Origin of the sequence: Candidatus Megaera polyxenophila (assembly GCF_029982035.1) — a bacterium.
In the GTDB taxonomy this organism is placed as follows: Bacteria; Pseudomonadota; Alphaproteobacteria; order Rickettsiales; family Rickettsiaceae; genus Megaera; species Megaera polyxenophila.
The window spans coordinates 1179428-1193575 of record NZ_CP104166.1 but is presented as its reverse complement, the minus strand read 5'-3'; the positions used below and the strand labels follow the sequence as shown (position 1 = coordinate 1193575).

Sequence of the window (14148 nt, the reverse complement as noted above, 5' to 3'; positions counted from 1 at the left end):
AGTTGTCTTTTCGGTATTTATTGAGAATAAACTTCACTAAATTGCTAAACCATGGCAATCGATAAATGGCTTTCTTAATCATTTTTTTTATAATTTTTTTTATTTTCCATGGCAACAAACTACCTAATAAAAATATTAACCTTACAAAAGCCTTAACAATAAAAAACAAAAGATTTGGCTTAGCTTCATTAGAAGTTGTTATATAATAGTTCAATAAAGCTAACTGATTCTGGATATTATTCATTTCTCCCGGGTGATACAAACAGAATAAGTTCAATAAAGCTAACTGATTTTGAATATTACTCATTTCTTTCGGTTCATACAAACAGAATAAGTTCAATAAAGCTAACTGATTCTGAATATTACTCATTTCTTTCGGTTCATGCAAACAAAATAAGTTCAATAAAGCTAACTGATTCTGGATATTATTCATTTCTCCCGGTTGATGCAAACAAAATAAGTTCAATAAAGCTAACTGATTTTGAATATTACTCATTTCTTTCGGTTCATGCAAACAGGATAAGTTTAATAAAGCTAACTGATTCTGGATATTATTCATTTCTCCCGGTTGATACAAACAGAATAAGTTCAATAAAGCTAACTGATTCTGGATATTATTCATTTCTCCCGGTTGATACAAACAGAATAAGTTCAATAAAGCTAACTGATTCTGGATATTATTCATTTCTCCCGGTTGATACAAACAGAATAAGTTCAATAAAGCTAACTGATTCTGGATATTATTCATTTCTCCCGGTTGATGCAAACAAAATAAGTTTAGTAAAGCTAACTGATTCTGAATATCACTCATTTCTTCCGGTTGATGCAAACAAAATAAGTTTAATAAAGCTAACTGATTCTGGATATTATTCATTTCTCCCGGTTGATACAAACAGAATAAGTTCAATAAAGCTAACTGATTCTGGATATTATTCATTTCTCCCGCTTGATGCAAACAGAATAAGTTCAATAAAGCTAACTGATTCTGGATATTATTCATTTCTCCCGGTTGATACAAACAGAATAAGTTCAATAAAGCTAACTGATTCTGGATATTATTCATTTCTCCCGGTTCATGCAAACAGGATAAGTTTAATAAAGCTAACTGATTCTGGATATTATTCATTTCTCCCGGTTCATGCAAACAGGATAAGTTTAATAAAGCTAACTGATTCTGGATATTATTCATTTCTCCCGGTTCATGCAAACAGGATAAGTTTAATAAAGCTAACTGATTCTGGATATTATTCATTTCTCCCGGTTGATACAAACAGAATAAGTTTAATAAAGCTAACTGATTCTGAATATTATCCACTCTTTCTTATAGTAAGTAAATTATTGTCGCGACAATAGCTGAAGTAGCAAAAATTATCAAGTAGTTATTGGCCCTGTTGCAAATAAAGAGATAAGACGAATTAGTTCAAAGGTAACACCAATGGTTTAACAGTTGAGTAAGTCATCAGTAATAATTCTAATTTTAACGAAAATACCCTAGCCATATTTCCAGAAGTTAAATCTTCCTTTTCTAAACATTAACCTAACTTCAAAATCTTTGATGGTAGCATAGGCTGTTTTCATTGACTTAAAACCTGAGGTTGGCTTTATTAAGTGCTTAAGCTTGTTATGATGGTATTATATTAATACGTTATTGACTTTTGTTACTATATGTTTATGTTCATTTATAATGTTATTAGTTATTTTGTAACTAATTAAAGATATTTACCCACAAAAGTAAATTTAATAATCTAAATAATTACAAATATTTTTAATAAGGTGAGTAAGAGTTTAAAAAGTCAGTTAAGTTTCTTTAGATGCCTTCTATTTTTCCATATTGTTTTAGTTCAACTGTCATGTAATGCGTTACATGATCCTAAGAGCAACGTTAGAAGTATACCTTCTGAATATTTGGAGTATGGTAACATTGGGCTTCCTACATCTGTTACACCAGTAGGATCGGATCAACTTCTTATATCAGATTATAAAAACATCTTTTTTGTTGATATAAAGAAAAAAAGCGTTTCTCAAGTTAAATTTGATATTCAGCTAACATCAAAAGCTATAGATAGTTATAACGGCAACTTTCATCCAACAGGAATTTTTTATGATGCTAATTCTCATGTGCTATTTGTTACTAACTATCAAGTTTCCAATATTTTATTATTTAATTGGAATAAACAAACTAACATAGCTTCTTTTTTATACGAAATAAAAGACGTTAATTTAAAAGGCCCTGAAGGTCTTAAATATGAACTCATTGCTGGTTTCATAGTTTAAAAACGGGTGGGTTTTTATTCTCGTCGATAAGATTTTGGAACTGCAGCTTTTGTATTGGAATTTTTGATGATTTTATAATCAAATTGCTTAATTTTTGGCAATTTGGGCAGTATTCTCCCTTTAGCTTCATCCGCACCTTGTTTAATCCATGCTTAGCCGTTATCCACAAAAATGCCGCAGGTTAACCATGCTGTAGGCTATAGTTTTCAGAGCATAATGGTTTATGCTGTGGAATTCAAATCTCAGTAACAACCGTTTGAATTTATCTTCCCAGGCAAATATTCTCTCTATCGTTCTAAACCTTTCTTTAAAGATTTTCCGGCAAAAAGTTTGCTTTCTTCCTCGCTTAGATTTCTTGCGACTCCTTTTATTCTCTGGCATATTAGGAGTCATGCCAAGATTAAAAATTGCTTTACGATTTTTACGTGAATTATATACACCATCTAAGCTCATGGTACTTTCCTTGAGATCTATACCTATTAGTTTTACAATCTTTTTTAAGTTTGATATTGCAGGAGTAAGCAGGATTCCTTCATTCCTATTACCCGGAGCAGTAACAAAAGGCGCAATAACATTGCAGTTTCTATCACAAAACGGTACAACCTTGTCTCCTTTAGTGTGTTTATGACCATTATACCCTAAGTTGTCACCCCTTTTTTAGCAGAAGTACAAGTACCATCACCATGTAATATATCAGTATCAAGCATTCCAGCTTTAAATAACCTTGCCACCGAAGCTTCGAAAATCTTATCAAAGCATCCGTGCTTAACCCAGAACTTAAAAGCATTATAGATATTAGTATAGTGAATTTCTGGCATGCCGTCTTTATTTTTGTCTATTGGTATCTGTTCCCATTGGCAACCAGTATGCATGAGTTTAAGAATGTAATTAAATAATTTGAAAAATGATATCTTTTTACTTGGACCACGTGTGCCTTTTTTAAGATGCGGTAAGACAAATTCGTTAAATTCATCTTCTCTCAAAACAGTAGGAAGCTTGTTGTATCGTCTAATTCTGCTCATTCTATTTGGTTACTTAAATCAACCACTTTCATCTGAGAGATGAAAGTTTGATCTTTGCGACTAGAAGTCGCTTATCAAGCTAAAGCTCATTCTAGCCTAATATTTGAAGTAAAGTCGGTCTCATGAGCGTCAGTGTGTTTGTTGATATATTCGTTAATCATATCATCTGTAACATTACCGCTAGTTGAACTGAAGTATCCTCTGCCCCATAAATGTCTACCCCAGTATTTCTTTTTTAGTATCGGAAATTCTTCCTGTATTCTTTTAGATGATCTTCCCTTAGCTTTCTGAACAAATTCACTAATTTTAATATGCGGAGGAATATTTGCAAATATATGGACATGGTCGCTTGATACAACGCCATTTTCTATCTTTATACTCATTTCCTCAGCTACCTGTAACACTAGTTCCCGAACACGTTTTTTTATGTCGTAAGTAAGTACCTTATAGCGATATTTCGTTATCCATACTATATGATAACGATGATAAAAAACTGAATGTGATCTTTTGTTATAGTAAGTCATAGACTTATGATGCTACCGCATCATGGCGCATTAGACAAGCTAAAGCTTTTCCATCTGGAAGATGGAGGTTTTCACCACCAAAGGGACTATAAAATTAATGAATACTCAATATATCTACAAACCTTTTAAATACAAGGCTATAATGGTTTTATTTCGTAAAAATTCAAACCCGCAATGAGTTCTTAGTTTAAGAATTAAATTTCAGAGAACCAATTGCAATTGGATTTGAAGCCATTTTTTTCCCTGTTCTGATAAATGTGGCATGATTTTGCCCTCTATTAATTTGTAATAATTAACTAGATAATTTAATTCATTTTTAGCAAGCAAATCCTTATCTATAAGACTTTTCTCGTAAGGAACTAAAGTTAACATCCCAAATTCCAGAAAGTCGGAATTGGTCGTTTCCTTAACATACATCATATTTTCTATTCTAATCCCAAATTCACCTGGCTGATAAAAACCTGGTTCATTCGAGATAACCATTCCAGCTACTAACTTTGTACCATAGCTATTTAAACTGACATTTTGTGGTCCTTCGTGAACACTTAAAAAACTACCAACTCCATGACCGGTACCATGTGGATAATCATCTCCATCTTGCCATAAAAATTGCCTGGCCAGAATATCAAGATTCGCACCTGTTACCGATTCTTTTGGAAATTTTATCATGGCAAGGTTTAAGTGACCTTTTAATATTTTAGTATAATATTCCCGATGTTTCTGCTCAGATCTACCAATAACCGCTACCCTAGTGATATCTGTTGTTGCTCCGAGATATTGCCCTCCAGAGTCAATTAATAGTAAACCGTCACCCGCAATTTTCTTTGCAGAATTTTGACTGGCTCTATAATGAATAATAGCTCCATTTTCCTTAAACCCTATAATTGCCGGAAAACTATCAGTTACATAATTATAACCTTTACTTCGAAATTTCTTAAGTTTAAAACCAAGATCATATTCGGAGTAATTACTTAAATCGTTATTTGCCAAAAAAGATAAAAATTCGACGACAGCTATGCCGTCTTGAACGTGGGCTGCTACCATTTTATCAATTTCTACGGAATTTTTGCATGCTTTCCATAAAAGACATGGATTCACTACATTTTGATATTCTTTCTGTTTTATTATATCCGAGATATATTTCGAACATAAACTATCATCAAATAATATTTTTCCCTGTTGCTGTTGGATTATTTGAACGAAAGAACTTTCAGACATAATAGTAATTTCCTTCAAATCGCCGTGGATTCGAGTAATATCCGTAAATAAGTAAGAATTTTCTTTCGTAATACAGGCATTAGCTAGCAACAGAGGTGAAAATTCTATATCTGCAGCTCTGATATTAAACAACCAGCACAATATTTCTGGATTAGTTATTACTAAAGCTTCTCCCCCATGGGTATCTAAAAAATTGCGGCATTTGGCAATTTTTTCTGCCCTTTCCTCCCCTGCAAAACTAACATCATAATTATAAATTTTAGAATTTGGCTTTGATGGCCTGTCCTCCCATATTTTATCAATTAAGTTTCCCTGAACTGCCTTTAAATTAAGCTTTTTAAAAGGTAGAAGCGCATTACATGTAAAAATTGCAGGATCATAACCTATTATATCACCCGGCCTTGCGCAATTTTGCCATGAAAAATCGATCAGTTGTTTTTGATCAAAAATTTGAAATGAATGTCTATCTAGCTCTTTTGAGCATTGTGTTAAATACCTACCGTCCGTAAAAAATAAAACAGTATTTTCTAGAATAACCGCTAGACCATTTGATCCGCTAAAACCAGTTAAATATTCCAGTCTTTTTGCATAAGCGGGAGGATATTCGGATAAATACTCATCTTTGGTAGAAATAATATAACCATTAATTTGATTTTCTGGAAATAACAACCTCACCTGATGCAATTTCGTTTTGGTTACATTAGTCATATTACCCCCTTAATTATCTCTAACCATTCCTTCTCGGAAATAACTTTAATACTAAGCTCCTCGGCTTTTTTTAATTTGCTTCCGGCTTTTTCCCCAGCAATCACCAAATCGGTATTAGCAGAAACGCTGCTGACAATTTTTGCCCCTAATTTTTCAGCTTTTGCTTTAGCTTCATTCCTGGAAATAGAATTTAAAGTACCGGTAAAAATAACGTTCAGCCCTGTAATAAAAGAAGGGATTGTATTATTTTCATAATCCTCAATGATAAGGATGTTAGCCAGTTGATTAATAGTACCCACATTCTGCTTACAAGAGAAAAAGTTTTTTATATCCGCAACTGTTTTATCAGCAAAACCTTCTAAACTTCTTAGCTGAAAATATTTCTTCTCATCCCCTTCTGCAAGCAGCAACATAGAATTGATAAAATTTTTCACACTTCCAAATTCTTTTGCCAGTATTTTAGCATTAGATTGGCCAATTTGTTTTATACCTAACGAGTAGATAAATCTGGCTAGAGTCGTACGCTTAGCCTCTTTAATGCTATTAAACAGATTCTCTACTGATCTCGCTCCCCAACCGCTCATATTTTCAAGTTTTGCAAGACTTTGGGTGTTTTTAGCTTCGAGAAAAAATATATCAACTGGGTTATTAATGAACCCAAAAGCTTGGAGGAATTCTATCTGTTTTGCCCCCAGTCCATCAATATCGAGAGCATCTTTGCTTGCAAAATGAATAATTGACCGTACTAGCTGTATTGGGCAACTAAGGCCATTATCACAGCGAATTATCACATCATCAGGTAAAATATGGAGAAGAGAATTACAAGAAGGGCAATTAGTCGGTAAGGAAACTATTTTTTCTGAGCCGGTACGTTTGGATAAATTTACTTTATTTACTTTAGGTATAACATCGCCAGCTCTATGTAATAAAACTGTATCACCGATTCTTATATCTAACCGTTTTATTTCAGCGAAATTATGTAAAGTGGCCCGGGCTACAGTAACTCCGCCAATTTTTATAGGCTCTAATTCTGCAACTGGCGTTAGAACTCCTGTTCTACCTACCTGAACAGTAATACCGCATAATTTTGTTTCAGCAATTATAGCCGGAAATTTATGAGCTATAGCAAATCTGGGGCTGCGGGCAATAAACCCTAACCGCTCTTGTAATTCAAAATTATTAACCTTATACACCACTCCGTCAATTTCATAAGCAAGAGTATTTCTTGTTACTAGAAGGTTTTCATAAAAAGTGTTTAATTCCTCAAGTGAATTTACCAATTTGCCAATTTTATTTGTTTGGAATCCAAAATTAGCCAAGACTAATAGTAGTTTTTCTTGGGTATCGGCAAATTTCATGTTTGAATAGCCAATACCATAAGTAAAATATTTCAGCGGCCTTGAGAGTGCTATGTTTGAATCTAACTGGCGCAGAGAACCTGAAGCTGAATTTCTTGGATTAGCAAAAATCTGCTTTCCTTGCAATTCCTGCTGTAGATTAAGCTTTATAAAATCTTCTTTCTCGATAAATATTTCTCCTCTGATTTCTAAAAATTCGGGAGCATTAGTAATTTTATGGGGAAAATTTTTAATAGTTTTAATATTAGCGGTAATATCCTCTCCAATATATCCATCACCTCTGGTAGCACCAGTCGTAAGTTTACCGTTTATATAGGTAGCAGAAAAAGAAACCCCATCAATTTTGGGTTCGCAAAATATTTCAGGAAAATCATCTGTATGTAAGAATCTTTTGGTTCGGTCAATAAAATCAGCAATATCATCAATCTCAAAACCATTCGCTAAAGATAGCATTGGGGTTTTATGTTCGTGCTTTTCAAATTTATCCAACATGTGGCTGCCAACATTTTGAGTTGGGCTATCATCTGTTAAATACTCAGGAAATTCTTCTTCTAAATTTTTAAGAGTAAAAAACAGCTGGTCATATTCTGCATCTGAAATCTTAGGAGCATTTTCTTGGTAGTAAGCAATGTTATACTCTTTTATTTCTTGTGAGAGTTTCTTAATAAGTTCTCTAGCTTGTTCTTGGGTAATCCTCTGGATATCCATTTTTGTCCTCTTAAGGCTAATATATAGAACAGTTTTAGCAAAATCTTCAGCAGTTGCAAGGGTTATGTATCCCGGGTACTAAAATCCTCTTTTATTTCGCAATCAGAACTACCTCCAATTACAAATACATATAGCTGTTGCATAATAACCTCACTTTGTTGGCATATTGCCATTGGTAATATAACCTAATGTTCTCTTTAAGGTCAGTTACGTTTAAATAGGTAATTTAAGTAACAACCTATTTAATTATCTAGGAACAGTAATGAATTGGAATAATATTGAAGAAATAGCTAAAAATTTAGAAGAAACTTATTCAGAAGAAGAAATCCCTAATGAAAATGATTTGGCTTATTTAAAAGAAATGGTAATGTCTTTAAACGATTTTGAAGACCATGACGTTGAAGTTGATGATGACCATCTAAAGCGGATTATGGAATACTGGCTGGAGCTTAGAGGTTAATTGGACTGGTTATCATCAAAATTCATTTCCTTTAATTTTCTTGTATAAAAATTTTTTTAAGATATAACCTTATCTATTTTGATATTTTGATTTATTGACCACGGGGTCGTAGCTCAGCAGGATAGAGCAAGTGATTCCTAATCACTAGGTCGGAGGTTCGAATCCTCTCGATCCCACCATATATTTAAAAATCTTATTACTTAATTTTAGGTATCCCCTAGTGCGTCTATTGATTGAATAGCAGAGCTTTCCACAATTCCATCAATATCTATGTATCCCATTATGATATTACTCAAGATAGTTTGGTCGTGCGTATCTCTCCCTGGATTTTCCATAAAGCATTGAATCTTCTCTCTTATAGACAAATATTTATCTGCTTTAGGAGCTACGTACTTCTTTATGAAATCTGTGACCTCCTGCCAAACCGTAGTATCAAAAAAAGAATTATCTAAGAACTCATTGCTGGTTTCATAGTTTAAAAACGGGTGGGTTTTTATTCTCGTCGATAAGATTTTGGAACTGCAGCTTTTGTATTGGAATTTTTGATGATTTTATAATCAAATTGCTTAATTTTTGGCAATTTGGGCAGTATTCTCCCTTTAGCTTCATCCGCACCTTGTTTAATCCATGCTTAGCCGTTATCCACAAAAATGCCGCAGGTTAACCATGCTGTAGGCTATAGTTTTCAGAGCATAATGGTTTATGCTGTGGAATTCAAATCTCAGTAACAACCGTTTGAATTTATCTTCCCAGGCAAATATTCTCTCTATCGTTCTAAACCTTTCTTTAAAGATTTTCCGGCAAAAAGTTTGCTTTCTTCCTCGCTTAGATTTCTTGCGACTCCTTTTATTCTCTGGCATATTAGGAGTCATGCCAAGATTAAAAATTGCTTTACGATTTTTACGTGAATTATATACACCATCTAAGCTCATGGTACTTTCCTTGAGATCTATACCTATTAGTTTTACAATCTTTTTTAAGTTTGATATTGCAGGAGTAAGCAGGATTCCTTCATTCCTATTACCCGGAGCAGTAACAAAAGGCGCAATAACATTGCAGTTTCTATCACAAAACGGTACAACCTTGTCTCCTTTAGTGTGTTTATGACCATTATACCCTAAGTTGTCACCCCTTTTTTAGCAGAAGTACAAGTACCATCACCATGTAATATATCAGTATCAAGCATTCCAGCTTTAAATAACCTTGCCACCGAAGCTTCGAAAATCTTATCAAAGCATCCGTGCTTAACCCAGAACTTAAAAGCATTATAGATATTAGTATAGTGAATTTCTGGCATGCCGTCTTTATTTTTGTCTATTGGTATCTGTTCCCATTGGCAACCAGTATGCATGAGTTTAAGAATGTAATTAAATAATTTGAAAAATGATATCTTTTTACTTGGACCACGTGTGCCTTTTTTAAGATGCGGTAAGACAAATTCGTTAAATTCATCTTCTCTCAAAACAGTAGGAAGCTTGTTGTATCGTCTAATTCTGCTCATTCTATTTGGTTACTTAAATAAAATTAATGAATACTCAATATATCTACAAACCTTTTAAATACAAGGCTATAATGGTTTTATTTCGTAAAAATTCAAACCCGCAATGAGTTCATTATTTAATTACATTCTTAAACTCATGCATACTGGTTGCCAATGGGAACAGATACCAATAGACAAAAATAAAGACGGCATGCCAGAAATTCACTATACTAATATCTATAATGCTTTTAAGTTCTGGGTTAAGCACGGATGCTTTGATAAGATTTTCGAAGCTTCGGTGGCAAGGTTATTTAAAGCTGGAATGCTTGATACTGATATATTACATGGTGATGGTACTTGTACTTCTGCTAAAAAAGGGGTGACAACTTAGGGTATAATGGTCATAAACACACTAAAGGAGACAAGGTTGTACCGTTTTGTGATAGAAACTGCAATGTTATTGCGCCTTTTGTTACTGCTCCGGGTAATAGGAATGAAGGAATCCTGCTTACTCCTGCAATATCAAACTTAAAAAAGATTGTAAAACTAATAGGTATAGATCTCAAGGAAAGTACCATGAGCTTAGATGGTGTATATAATTCACGTAAAAATCGTAAAGCAATTTTTAATCTTGGCATGACTCCTAATATGCCAGAGAATAAAAGGAGTCGCAAGAAATCTAAGCGAGGAAGAAAGCAAACTTTTTGCCGGAAAATCTTTAAAGAAAGGTTTAGAACGATAGAGAGAATATTTGCCTGGGAAGATAAATTCAAACGGTTGTTACTGAGATTTGAATTCCACAGCATAAACCATTATGCTCTGAAAACTATAGCCTACAGCATGGTTAACCTGCGGCATTTTTGTGGATAACGGCTAAGCATGGATTAAACAAGGTGCGGATGAAGCTAAAGGGAGAATACTGCCCAAATTGCCAAAAATTAAGCAATTTGATTATAAAATCATCAAAAATTCCAATACAAAAGCTGCAGTTCCAAAATCTTATCGACGAGAATAAAAACCCACCCGTTTTTAAACTATGAAACCAGCAATGAGTTCTATTGGTATCTGTTCCCATTGGCAACCAGTATGCATGAGTTTAAGAATGTAATTAAATAATTTGAAAAATGATATCTTTTTACTTGGACCACGTGTGCCTTTTTTAAGATGCGGTAAGACAAATTCGTTAAATTCATCTTCTCTCAAAACAGTAGGAAGCTTGTTGTATCGTCTAATTCTGCTCATTCTATTTGGTTACTTAAATAAAATTAATGAATACTCAATATATCTACAAACCTTTTAAATACAAGGCTATAATGGTTTTATTTCGTAAAAATTCAAACCCGCAATGAGTTCAATTTGAAAAATGATATCTTTTTACTTGGACCACGTGTGCCTTTTTTAAGATGCGGTAAGACAAATTCGTTAAATTCATCTTCTCTCAAAACAGTAGGAAGCTTGTTGTATCGTCTAATTCTGCTCATTCTATTTGGTTACTTAAATAAAATTAATGAATACTCAATATATCTACAAACCTTTTAAATACAAGGCTATAATGGTTTTATTTCGTAAAAATTCAAACCCGCAATGAGTTCGATAGTTTTTTAGAAAATGCAAAGCACAAAGCACTGTATTATGTTGAACATACAAAACTACCTACCATTTGTGATGATTCCGGTTTATGCATAGAGGCCTTAAATGGTTTCCCCGGGGTCAAGACTAAAAATTTCCTAGAAAAATGCGGCAGCTTAAATAACGCATTTGCTGAATTAGAAAAACTCCTTCCTAACTATGATACCCACAAAGCATATTTTCAAACGGCGATATGTTTATACCTGCCGGAAACAAGAAATTTTATAGTTTCTGAAGCACAAAGCTATGGTTATATAACCTTTCCAGCTAGGGGGGCTGAAGGTTTTGGTTTTGATCCAATTTTTATTCCCGAAGGTTATACTGAAACTTTAGCAGAACTAGGGATAAAAATAAAAAATCAGGTTAGCCATCGGTCTAAAGCTATAAAAAGATTAGTTATTAGCATTGAAAAGCTTTTTCAACACTAATAGCTTAAGGGATTATTGCTGAATTTGTTATTTTCTTTAGCGTTTATAAATGGTATAAATATAGCACATTTATGTAATAATTAGTGTGCATGCTAAAAAAAATATTTTTATACAGTAAAGTAAGGGCTACTACCCTATTATTCCTGGCAGTGTTACTGCTTCTTTCTCTTGGTTCTTATAGTGATACTGATCCATCGCTAAATCTTTCTACGTTAAATGAACCAACGAACTTACTAGGTTATTTTGGTTCTTATCTAGCTGATATATTTTATCAACTTTTTGGAGTTGCATCTTTTATTATTCCATTGTCATTTATTGTCTGGTCTTATCTAATTTACAAGAATGAAATATTAAGCTGGAAAAGTTTAAAGATCATTTCATTAATAATGGCTATATCTTGTATTTCGGTGGCTTTAAGTGGCCTCAAAATAAGTTATCTTCCGGCAAATGGAGGCGGGGCATTTGGAATTTACTTGTTTAACATGAGTATTAAATATTTAGATTTAGCTGAATTTCAACAATTAATAATTCCAGCTACCTTCTTACTTTCAACATTATTCTTAATATTAGCACTTGGCATCAAATTTACTTCTTATGTTAAATTCACTCTCTATTTAAAAAGCTTGTGGGTTAAAATAACGGCACTAGTAAAAATTCCAAAATTTTCTTTCAATAAAATTAAATTAGCTAATCCTGCTAAAATCCCGTCAAAAATTATTAAAGAACCTATCATTACCGGGAACGGTAGTAGCCCTGAAGTTAGCCGTGTAATACCAATTATTGGGGACAAACTCCAAGTAATACCGAGTCCTATAAAGAGTGAGGTTCAGCGTATAGAACAAGATGCAGGTGTTTTACCCCCTGTGGACTTATTAGATGAAGCAAGTAACCATAACATTAAATTCCAATCACCTACGGAATTAGAAGCCAAGGCTGAGGAACTTTTAGCTGTTCTCGGTGATTTCGGCGTCAAAGGAAAAGTTATAGATATAAGACAAGGTCCGGTAGTAACGATGTATGAATTTGAACCGGCAGCCGGTACTAAATCATCAAGAGTAATAGGATTGTCCGATGATATCGCCCGTTCATTATCGGCTCATTCTACCCGTATTGCAGTTATACCAGGCAGAAACGCTCTGGGTATTGAGCTGCCTAATAAACAGCGTATGTTTTTTCGTTTAAAGGAGCTAGTTGAAACAGAAGAATTCCAGGATCAGAACGTAATATTACCTATTATTCTTGGCAAGGATCTTAGCGGCCGGCCTTTAGTAGCTGATCTGGCCAAAATGCCTCACCTGCTTGTAGCGGGAACAACCGGTTCGGGTAAATCGGTTGCTATTAACGCTATGATAATGTCCTTACTTTATAAATACACTCCCGCCGAATGTAGAATGATAATGATTGATCCTAAAATGCTTGAATTATCTTCTTATGATAATATACCTCACCTTATGACCCCTGTTGTTACTGAACCCGGAAAGGCAGTAGTAGCGCTTAAATGGGCTGTTAAAGAAATGGAAAATAGATATCGTTTAATGTCTCATTTAGGAGTTAGAAATATTGCTAATTTTAATGCAAAAATTCTGGAAGCGGTAAAAGAAGGCAAAGTACTGGAACGAAGAGTACAAACTGGTTTTGACCCGGAAACAGGGAAACCAGTTTTTGAATCTGTGCCCATTGATATGCAAAAAATGCCGTTTATAGTAGTAATAGTTGATGAAATGGCTGACCTAATGCTTGTTGCCGGGAAAGATATCGAAACTTCTATTCAGCGTTTAGCCCAGATGGCACGGGCTGCTGGTATTCACATTATTATGGCAACTCAAAGACCATCGGTAGATGTAATTACTGGCGTAATAAAAGCTAACTTTCCAAGCAGAATTAGTTTCAAAGTAACTTCAAAAATCGACAGTAGAACAATTCTAGGTGAACAGGGAGCTGAACAATTACTCGGGATGGGAGATATGCTGTATATGGGCAATAGCGCTAGAATACTTCGTGTCCACGGACCTTTTGTTGATGACAAGGAGGTAGAAAAGGTAACATCTTTCCTCAGAAGTACTGGTGTTCCTGAATATATTTCTGCAGTTACTGAATCTGAAGAGGATTTTGCTGCTGATGAACTAGGTGAATCAGATAATGACAATATGTATAAGCAAGCATTAAATATTGTCAGGAATGAAAAGAAAGCTTCAATCAGTTATATCCAAAGATCCCTTCGAATTGGGTATAATCGTGCTGCAAGTATTGTTGAAGAGATGGAAAAAAATGGTATCCTTTCCCCCCCTAACCACTCCGGTAAAAGGGAGGTTTTATTACCAGAGGATTAATTTGTTTAT

18 protein-coding genes, 1 tRNA gene and 1 pseudogene are annotated in these 14148 nt (G+C 34.0%); 10 read left to right on the top strand and 10 right to left on the bottom strand.

Translation table 11 applies throughout. The features are described 5' to 3' along the window. The first annotated feature begins 195 nt into the window (after positions 1–195). Positions 196–1353, top strand: coding sequence for a hypothetical protein (locus N3Z16_RS06395; protein ID WP_282485843.1), 1158 nt, complete (start codon positions 196–198; stop codon positions 1351–1353). 138 nt (positions 1354–1491) lie between these two features. On the opposite strand, the pseudogene N3Z16_RS06390 reads toward N3Z16_RS06395, so the two are convergent. Beyond that, positions 1492–1626 (bottom strand): annotated as a pseudogene (locus N3Z16_RS06390) (IS6 family transposase); the annotation flags it as partial. Positions 1627–1773: 147 nt separating this feature from the next. Here N3Z16_RS06390 and N3Z16_RS06385 point away from each other — a divergent pair. Together N3Z16_RS06385 and N3Z16_RS06380 are read left to right on the top strand one after the other, a co-directional pair. Then, the gene (locus N3Z16_RS06385) at positions 1774–2274 is read left to right on the top strand and encodes a hypothetical protein (RefSeq protein ID WP_282485842.1); all 501 of its coding nucleotides are present in this window, start codon (positions 1774–1776) and stop codon (positions 2272–2274) included. A gap of 223 nt (positions 2275–2497) precedes the next feature. After that, the gene (locus tag N3Z16_RS06380; protein WP_282485820.1) at positions 2498–2902 is read left to right on the top strand and encodes a hypothetical protein; all 405 of its coding nucleotides are present in this window, start codon (positions 2498–2500) and stop codon (positions 2900–2902) included. Positions 2903–2912: 10 nt separating this feature from the next. Here N3Z16_RS06380 and N3Z16_RS06375 read toward each other — a convergent pair whose 3' ends face one another. Together N3Z16_RS06375 and tnpA are read right to left on the bottom strand one after the other, a co-directional pair. Then, positions 2913–3296 carry a hypothetical protein gene (locus tag N3Z16_RS06375; RefSeq protein WP_282485819.1) on the bottom strand — a complete coding sequence of 128 codons (384 nt, stop codon included), beginning with the start codon at positions 3294–3296 and terminating at the stop codon, positions 2913–2915. 86 nt (positions 3297–3382) lie between these two features. Further along, a complete protein-coding gene (gene tnpA / locus N3Z16_RS06370; RefSeq protein ID WP_282485546.1) occupies positions 3383–3820 on the bottom strand; it encodes an IS200/IS605 family transposase in 438 nt (145 codons plus the stop codon). 6 nt (positions 3821–3826) lie between these two features. Between tnpA and N3Z16_RS06365 the strand changes: the two genes are divergently transcribed. Next, a complete protein-coding gene (locus tag N3Z16_RS06365) occupies positions 3827–3949 on the top strand; it encodes a hypothetical protein (RefSeq protein ID WP_282485841.1) in 123 nt (40 codons plus the stop codon). A gap of 72 nt (positions 3950–4021) precedes the next feature. Here the strand turns inward: N3Z16_RS06365 and N3Z16_RS06360 are convergent, their stop codons facing one another. Both N3Z16_RS06360 and ligA read right to left on the bottom strand, forming a co-directional pair. After that, positions 4022–5746, bottom strand: a complete 1725-nt coding sequence (locus tag N3Z16_RS06360) for an aminopeptidase P family protein (protein WP_282485840.1) — start codon at positions 5744–5746, stop codon at positions 4022–4024. Beyond that, positions 5743–7812 carry an NAD-dependent DNA ligase LigA gene (gene ligA, locus N3Z16_RS06355; RefSeq protein WP_282485839.1) on the bottom strand — a complete coding sequence of 690 codons (2070 nt, stop codon included), beginning with the start codon at positions 7810–7812 and terminating at the stop codon, positions 5743–5745. The genes N3Z16_RS06360 and ligA overlap by 4 nt, the downstream gene beginning before the upstream one ends. 262 nt (positions 7813–8074) lie before the next feature. Here ligA and N3Z16_RS06350 point away from each other — a divergent pair, with 262 nt between their 5' ends. Both N3Z16_RS06350 and N3Z16_RS06345 read left to right on the top strand, forming a co-directional pair. Further along, positions 8075–8272 (top strand): Fe-S cluster assembly protein IscX, encoded by a 198-nt coding sequence (locus tag N3Z16_RS06350; RefSeq protein ID WP_223939449.1) that lies wholly within the window; start codon positions 8075–8077, stop codon positions 8270–8272. 102 nt (positions 8273–8374) lie between these two features. Continuing rightward, a tRNA-Arg gene (locus tag N3Z16_RS06345) sits at positions 8375–8451 on the top strand. A 27-nt stretch (positions 8452–8478) separates the two neighbouring features. On the opposite strand, the gene N3Z16_RS06340 is transcribed toward N3Z16_RS06345, so the two are convergent. Beyond that, the gene (locus tag N3Z16_RS06340; protein ID WP_282485837.1) at positions 8479–8637 is read right to left on the bottom strand and encodes a hypothetical protein; all 159 of its coding nucleotides are present in this window, start codon (positions 8635–8637) and stop codon (positions 8479–8481) included. A gap of 337 nt (positions 8638–8974) precedes the next feature. On the opposite strand from N3Z16_RS06340, the gene N3Z16_RS06335 reads away from it, so the two are divergent. After that, on the top strand, positions 8975–9379 hold the full coding sequence (locus N3Z16_RS06335) for a hypothetical protein (protein ID WP_282485820.1): 405 nt from the start codon (positions 8975–8977) through the stop codon (positions 9377–9379). A gap of 10 nt (positions 9380–9389) precedes the next feature. Here the strand turns inward: N3Z16_RS06335 and N3Z16_RS06330 are convergent, their stop codons facing one another. Continuing rightward, on the bottom strand, positions 9390–9773 hold the full coding sequence (locus N3Z16_RS06330) for a hypothetical protein (protein ID WP_282485819.1): 384 nt from the start codon (positions 9771–9773) through the stop codon (positions 9390–9392). 103 nt (positions 9774–9876) lie between these two features. On the opposite strand from N3Z16_RS06330, the gene N3Z16_RS06325 reads away from it, so the two are divergent. Further along, positions 9877–10143 (top strand): hypothetical protein, encoded by a 267-nt coding sequence (locus tag N3Z16_RS06325; RefSeq protein ID WP_282485836.1) that lies wholly within the window; start codon positions 9877–9879, stop codon positions 10141–10143. A gap of 10 nt (positions 10144–10153) precedes the next feature. Here N3Z16_RS06325 and N3Z16_RS06320 read toward each other — a convergent pair whose 3' ends face one another. From N3Z16_RS06320 to N3Z16_RS06310, 3 genes are all read right to left on the bottom strand, one after another. Then, entirely contained in the window at positions 10154–10558 is a 405-nt protein-coding gene (locus tag N3Z16_RS06320) for a hypothetical protein (protein ID WP_282485820.1), read from the bottom strand. A gap of 223 nt (positions 10559–10781) precedes the next feature. After that, a complete protein-coding gene (locus N3Z16_RS06315; protein WP_282485834.1) occupies positions 10782–10994 on the bottom strand; it encodes a hypothetical protein in 213 nt (70 codons plus the stop codon). Positions 10995–11086: 92 nt separating this feature from the next. After that, positions 11087–11233, bottom strand: a complete 147-nt coding sequence (locus N3Z16_RS06310; protein ID WP_282485833.1) for a hypothetical protein — start codon at positions 11231–11233, stop codon at positions 11087–11089. Between the two features lie 90 nt (positions 11234–11323). Between N3Z16_RS06310 and N3Z16_RS10995 the strand changes: the two genes are divergently transcribed. Continuing rightward, positions 11324–11809, top strand: a complete 486-nt coding sequence (locus tag N3Z16_RS10995) for a non-canonical purine NTP pyrophosphatase (protein ID WP_410519643.1) — start codon at positions 11324–11326, stop codon at positions 11807–11809. An 89-nt stretch (positions 11810–11898) separates the two neighbouring features. Next, on the top strand, positions 11899–14139 hold the full coding sequence (locus tag N3Z16_RS06305) for a DNA translocase FtsK (RefSeq protein WP_282485832.1): 2241 nt from the start codon (positions 11899–11901) through the stop codon (positions 14137–14139). Positions 14140–14148 lie beyond the last annotated feature (9 nt).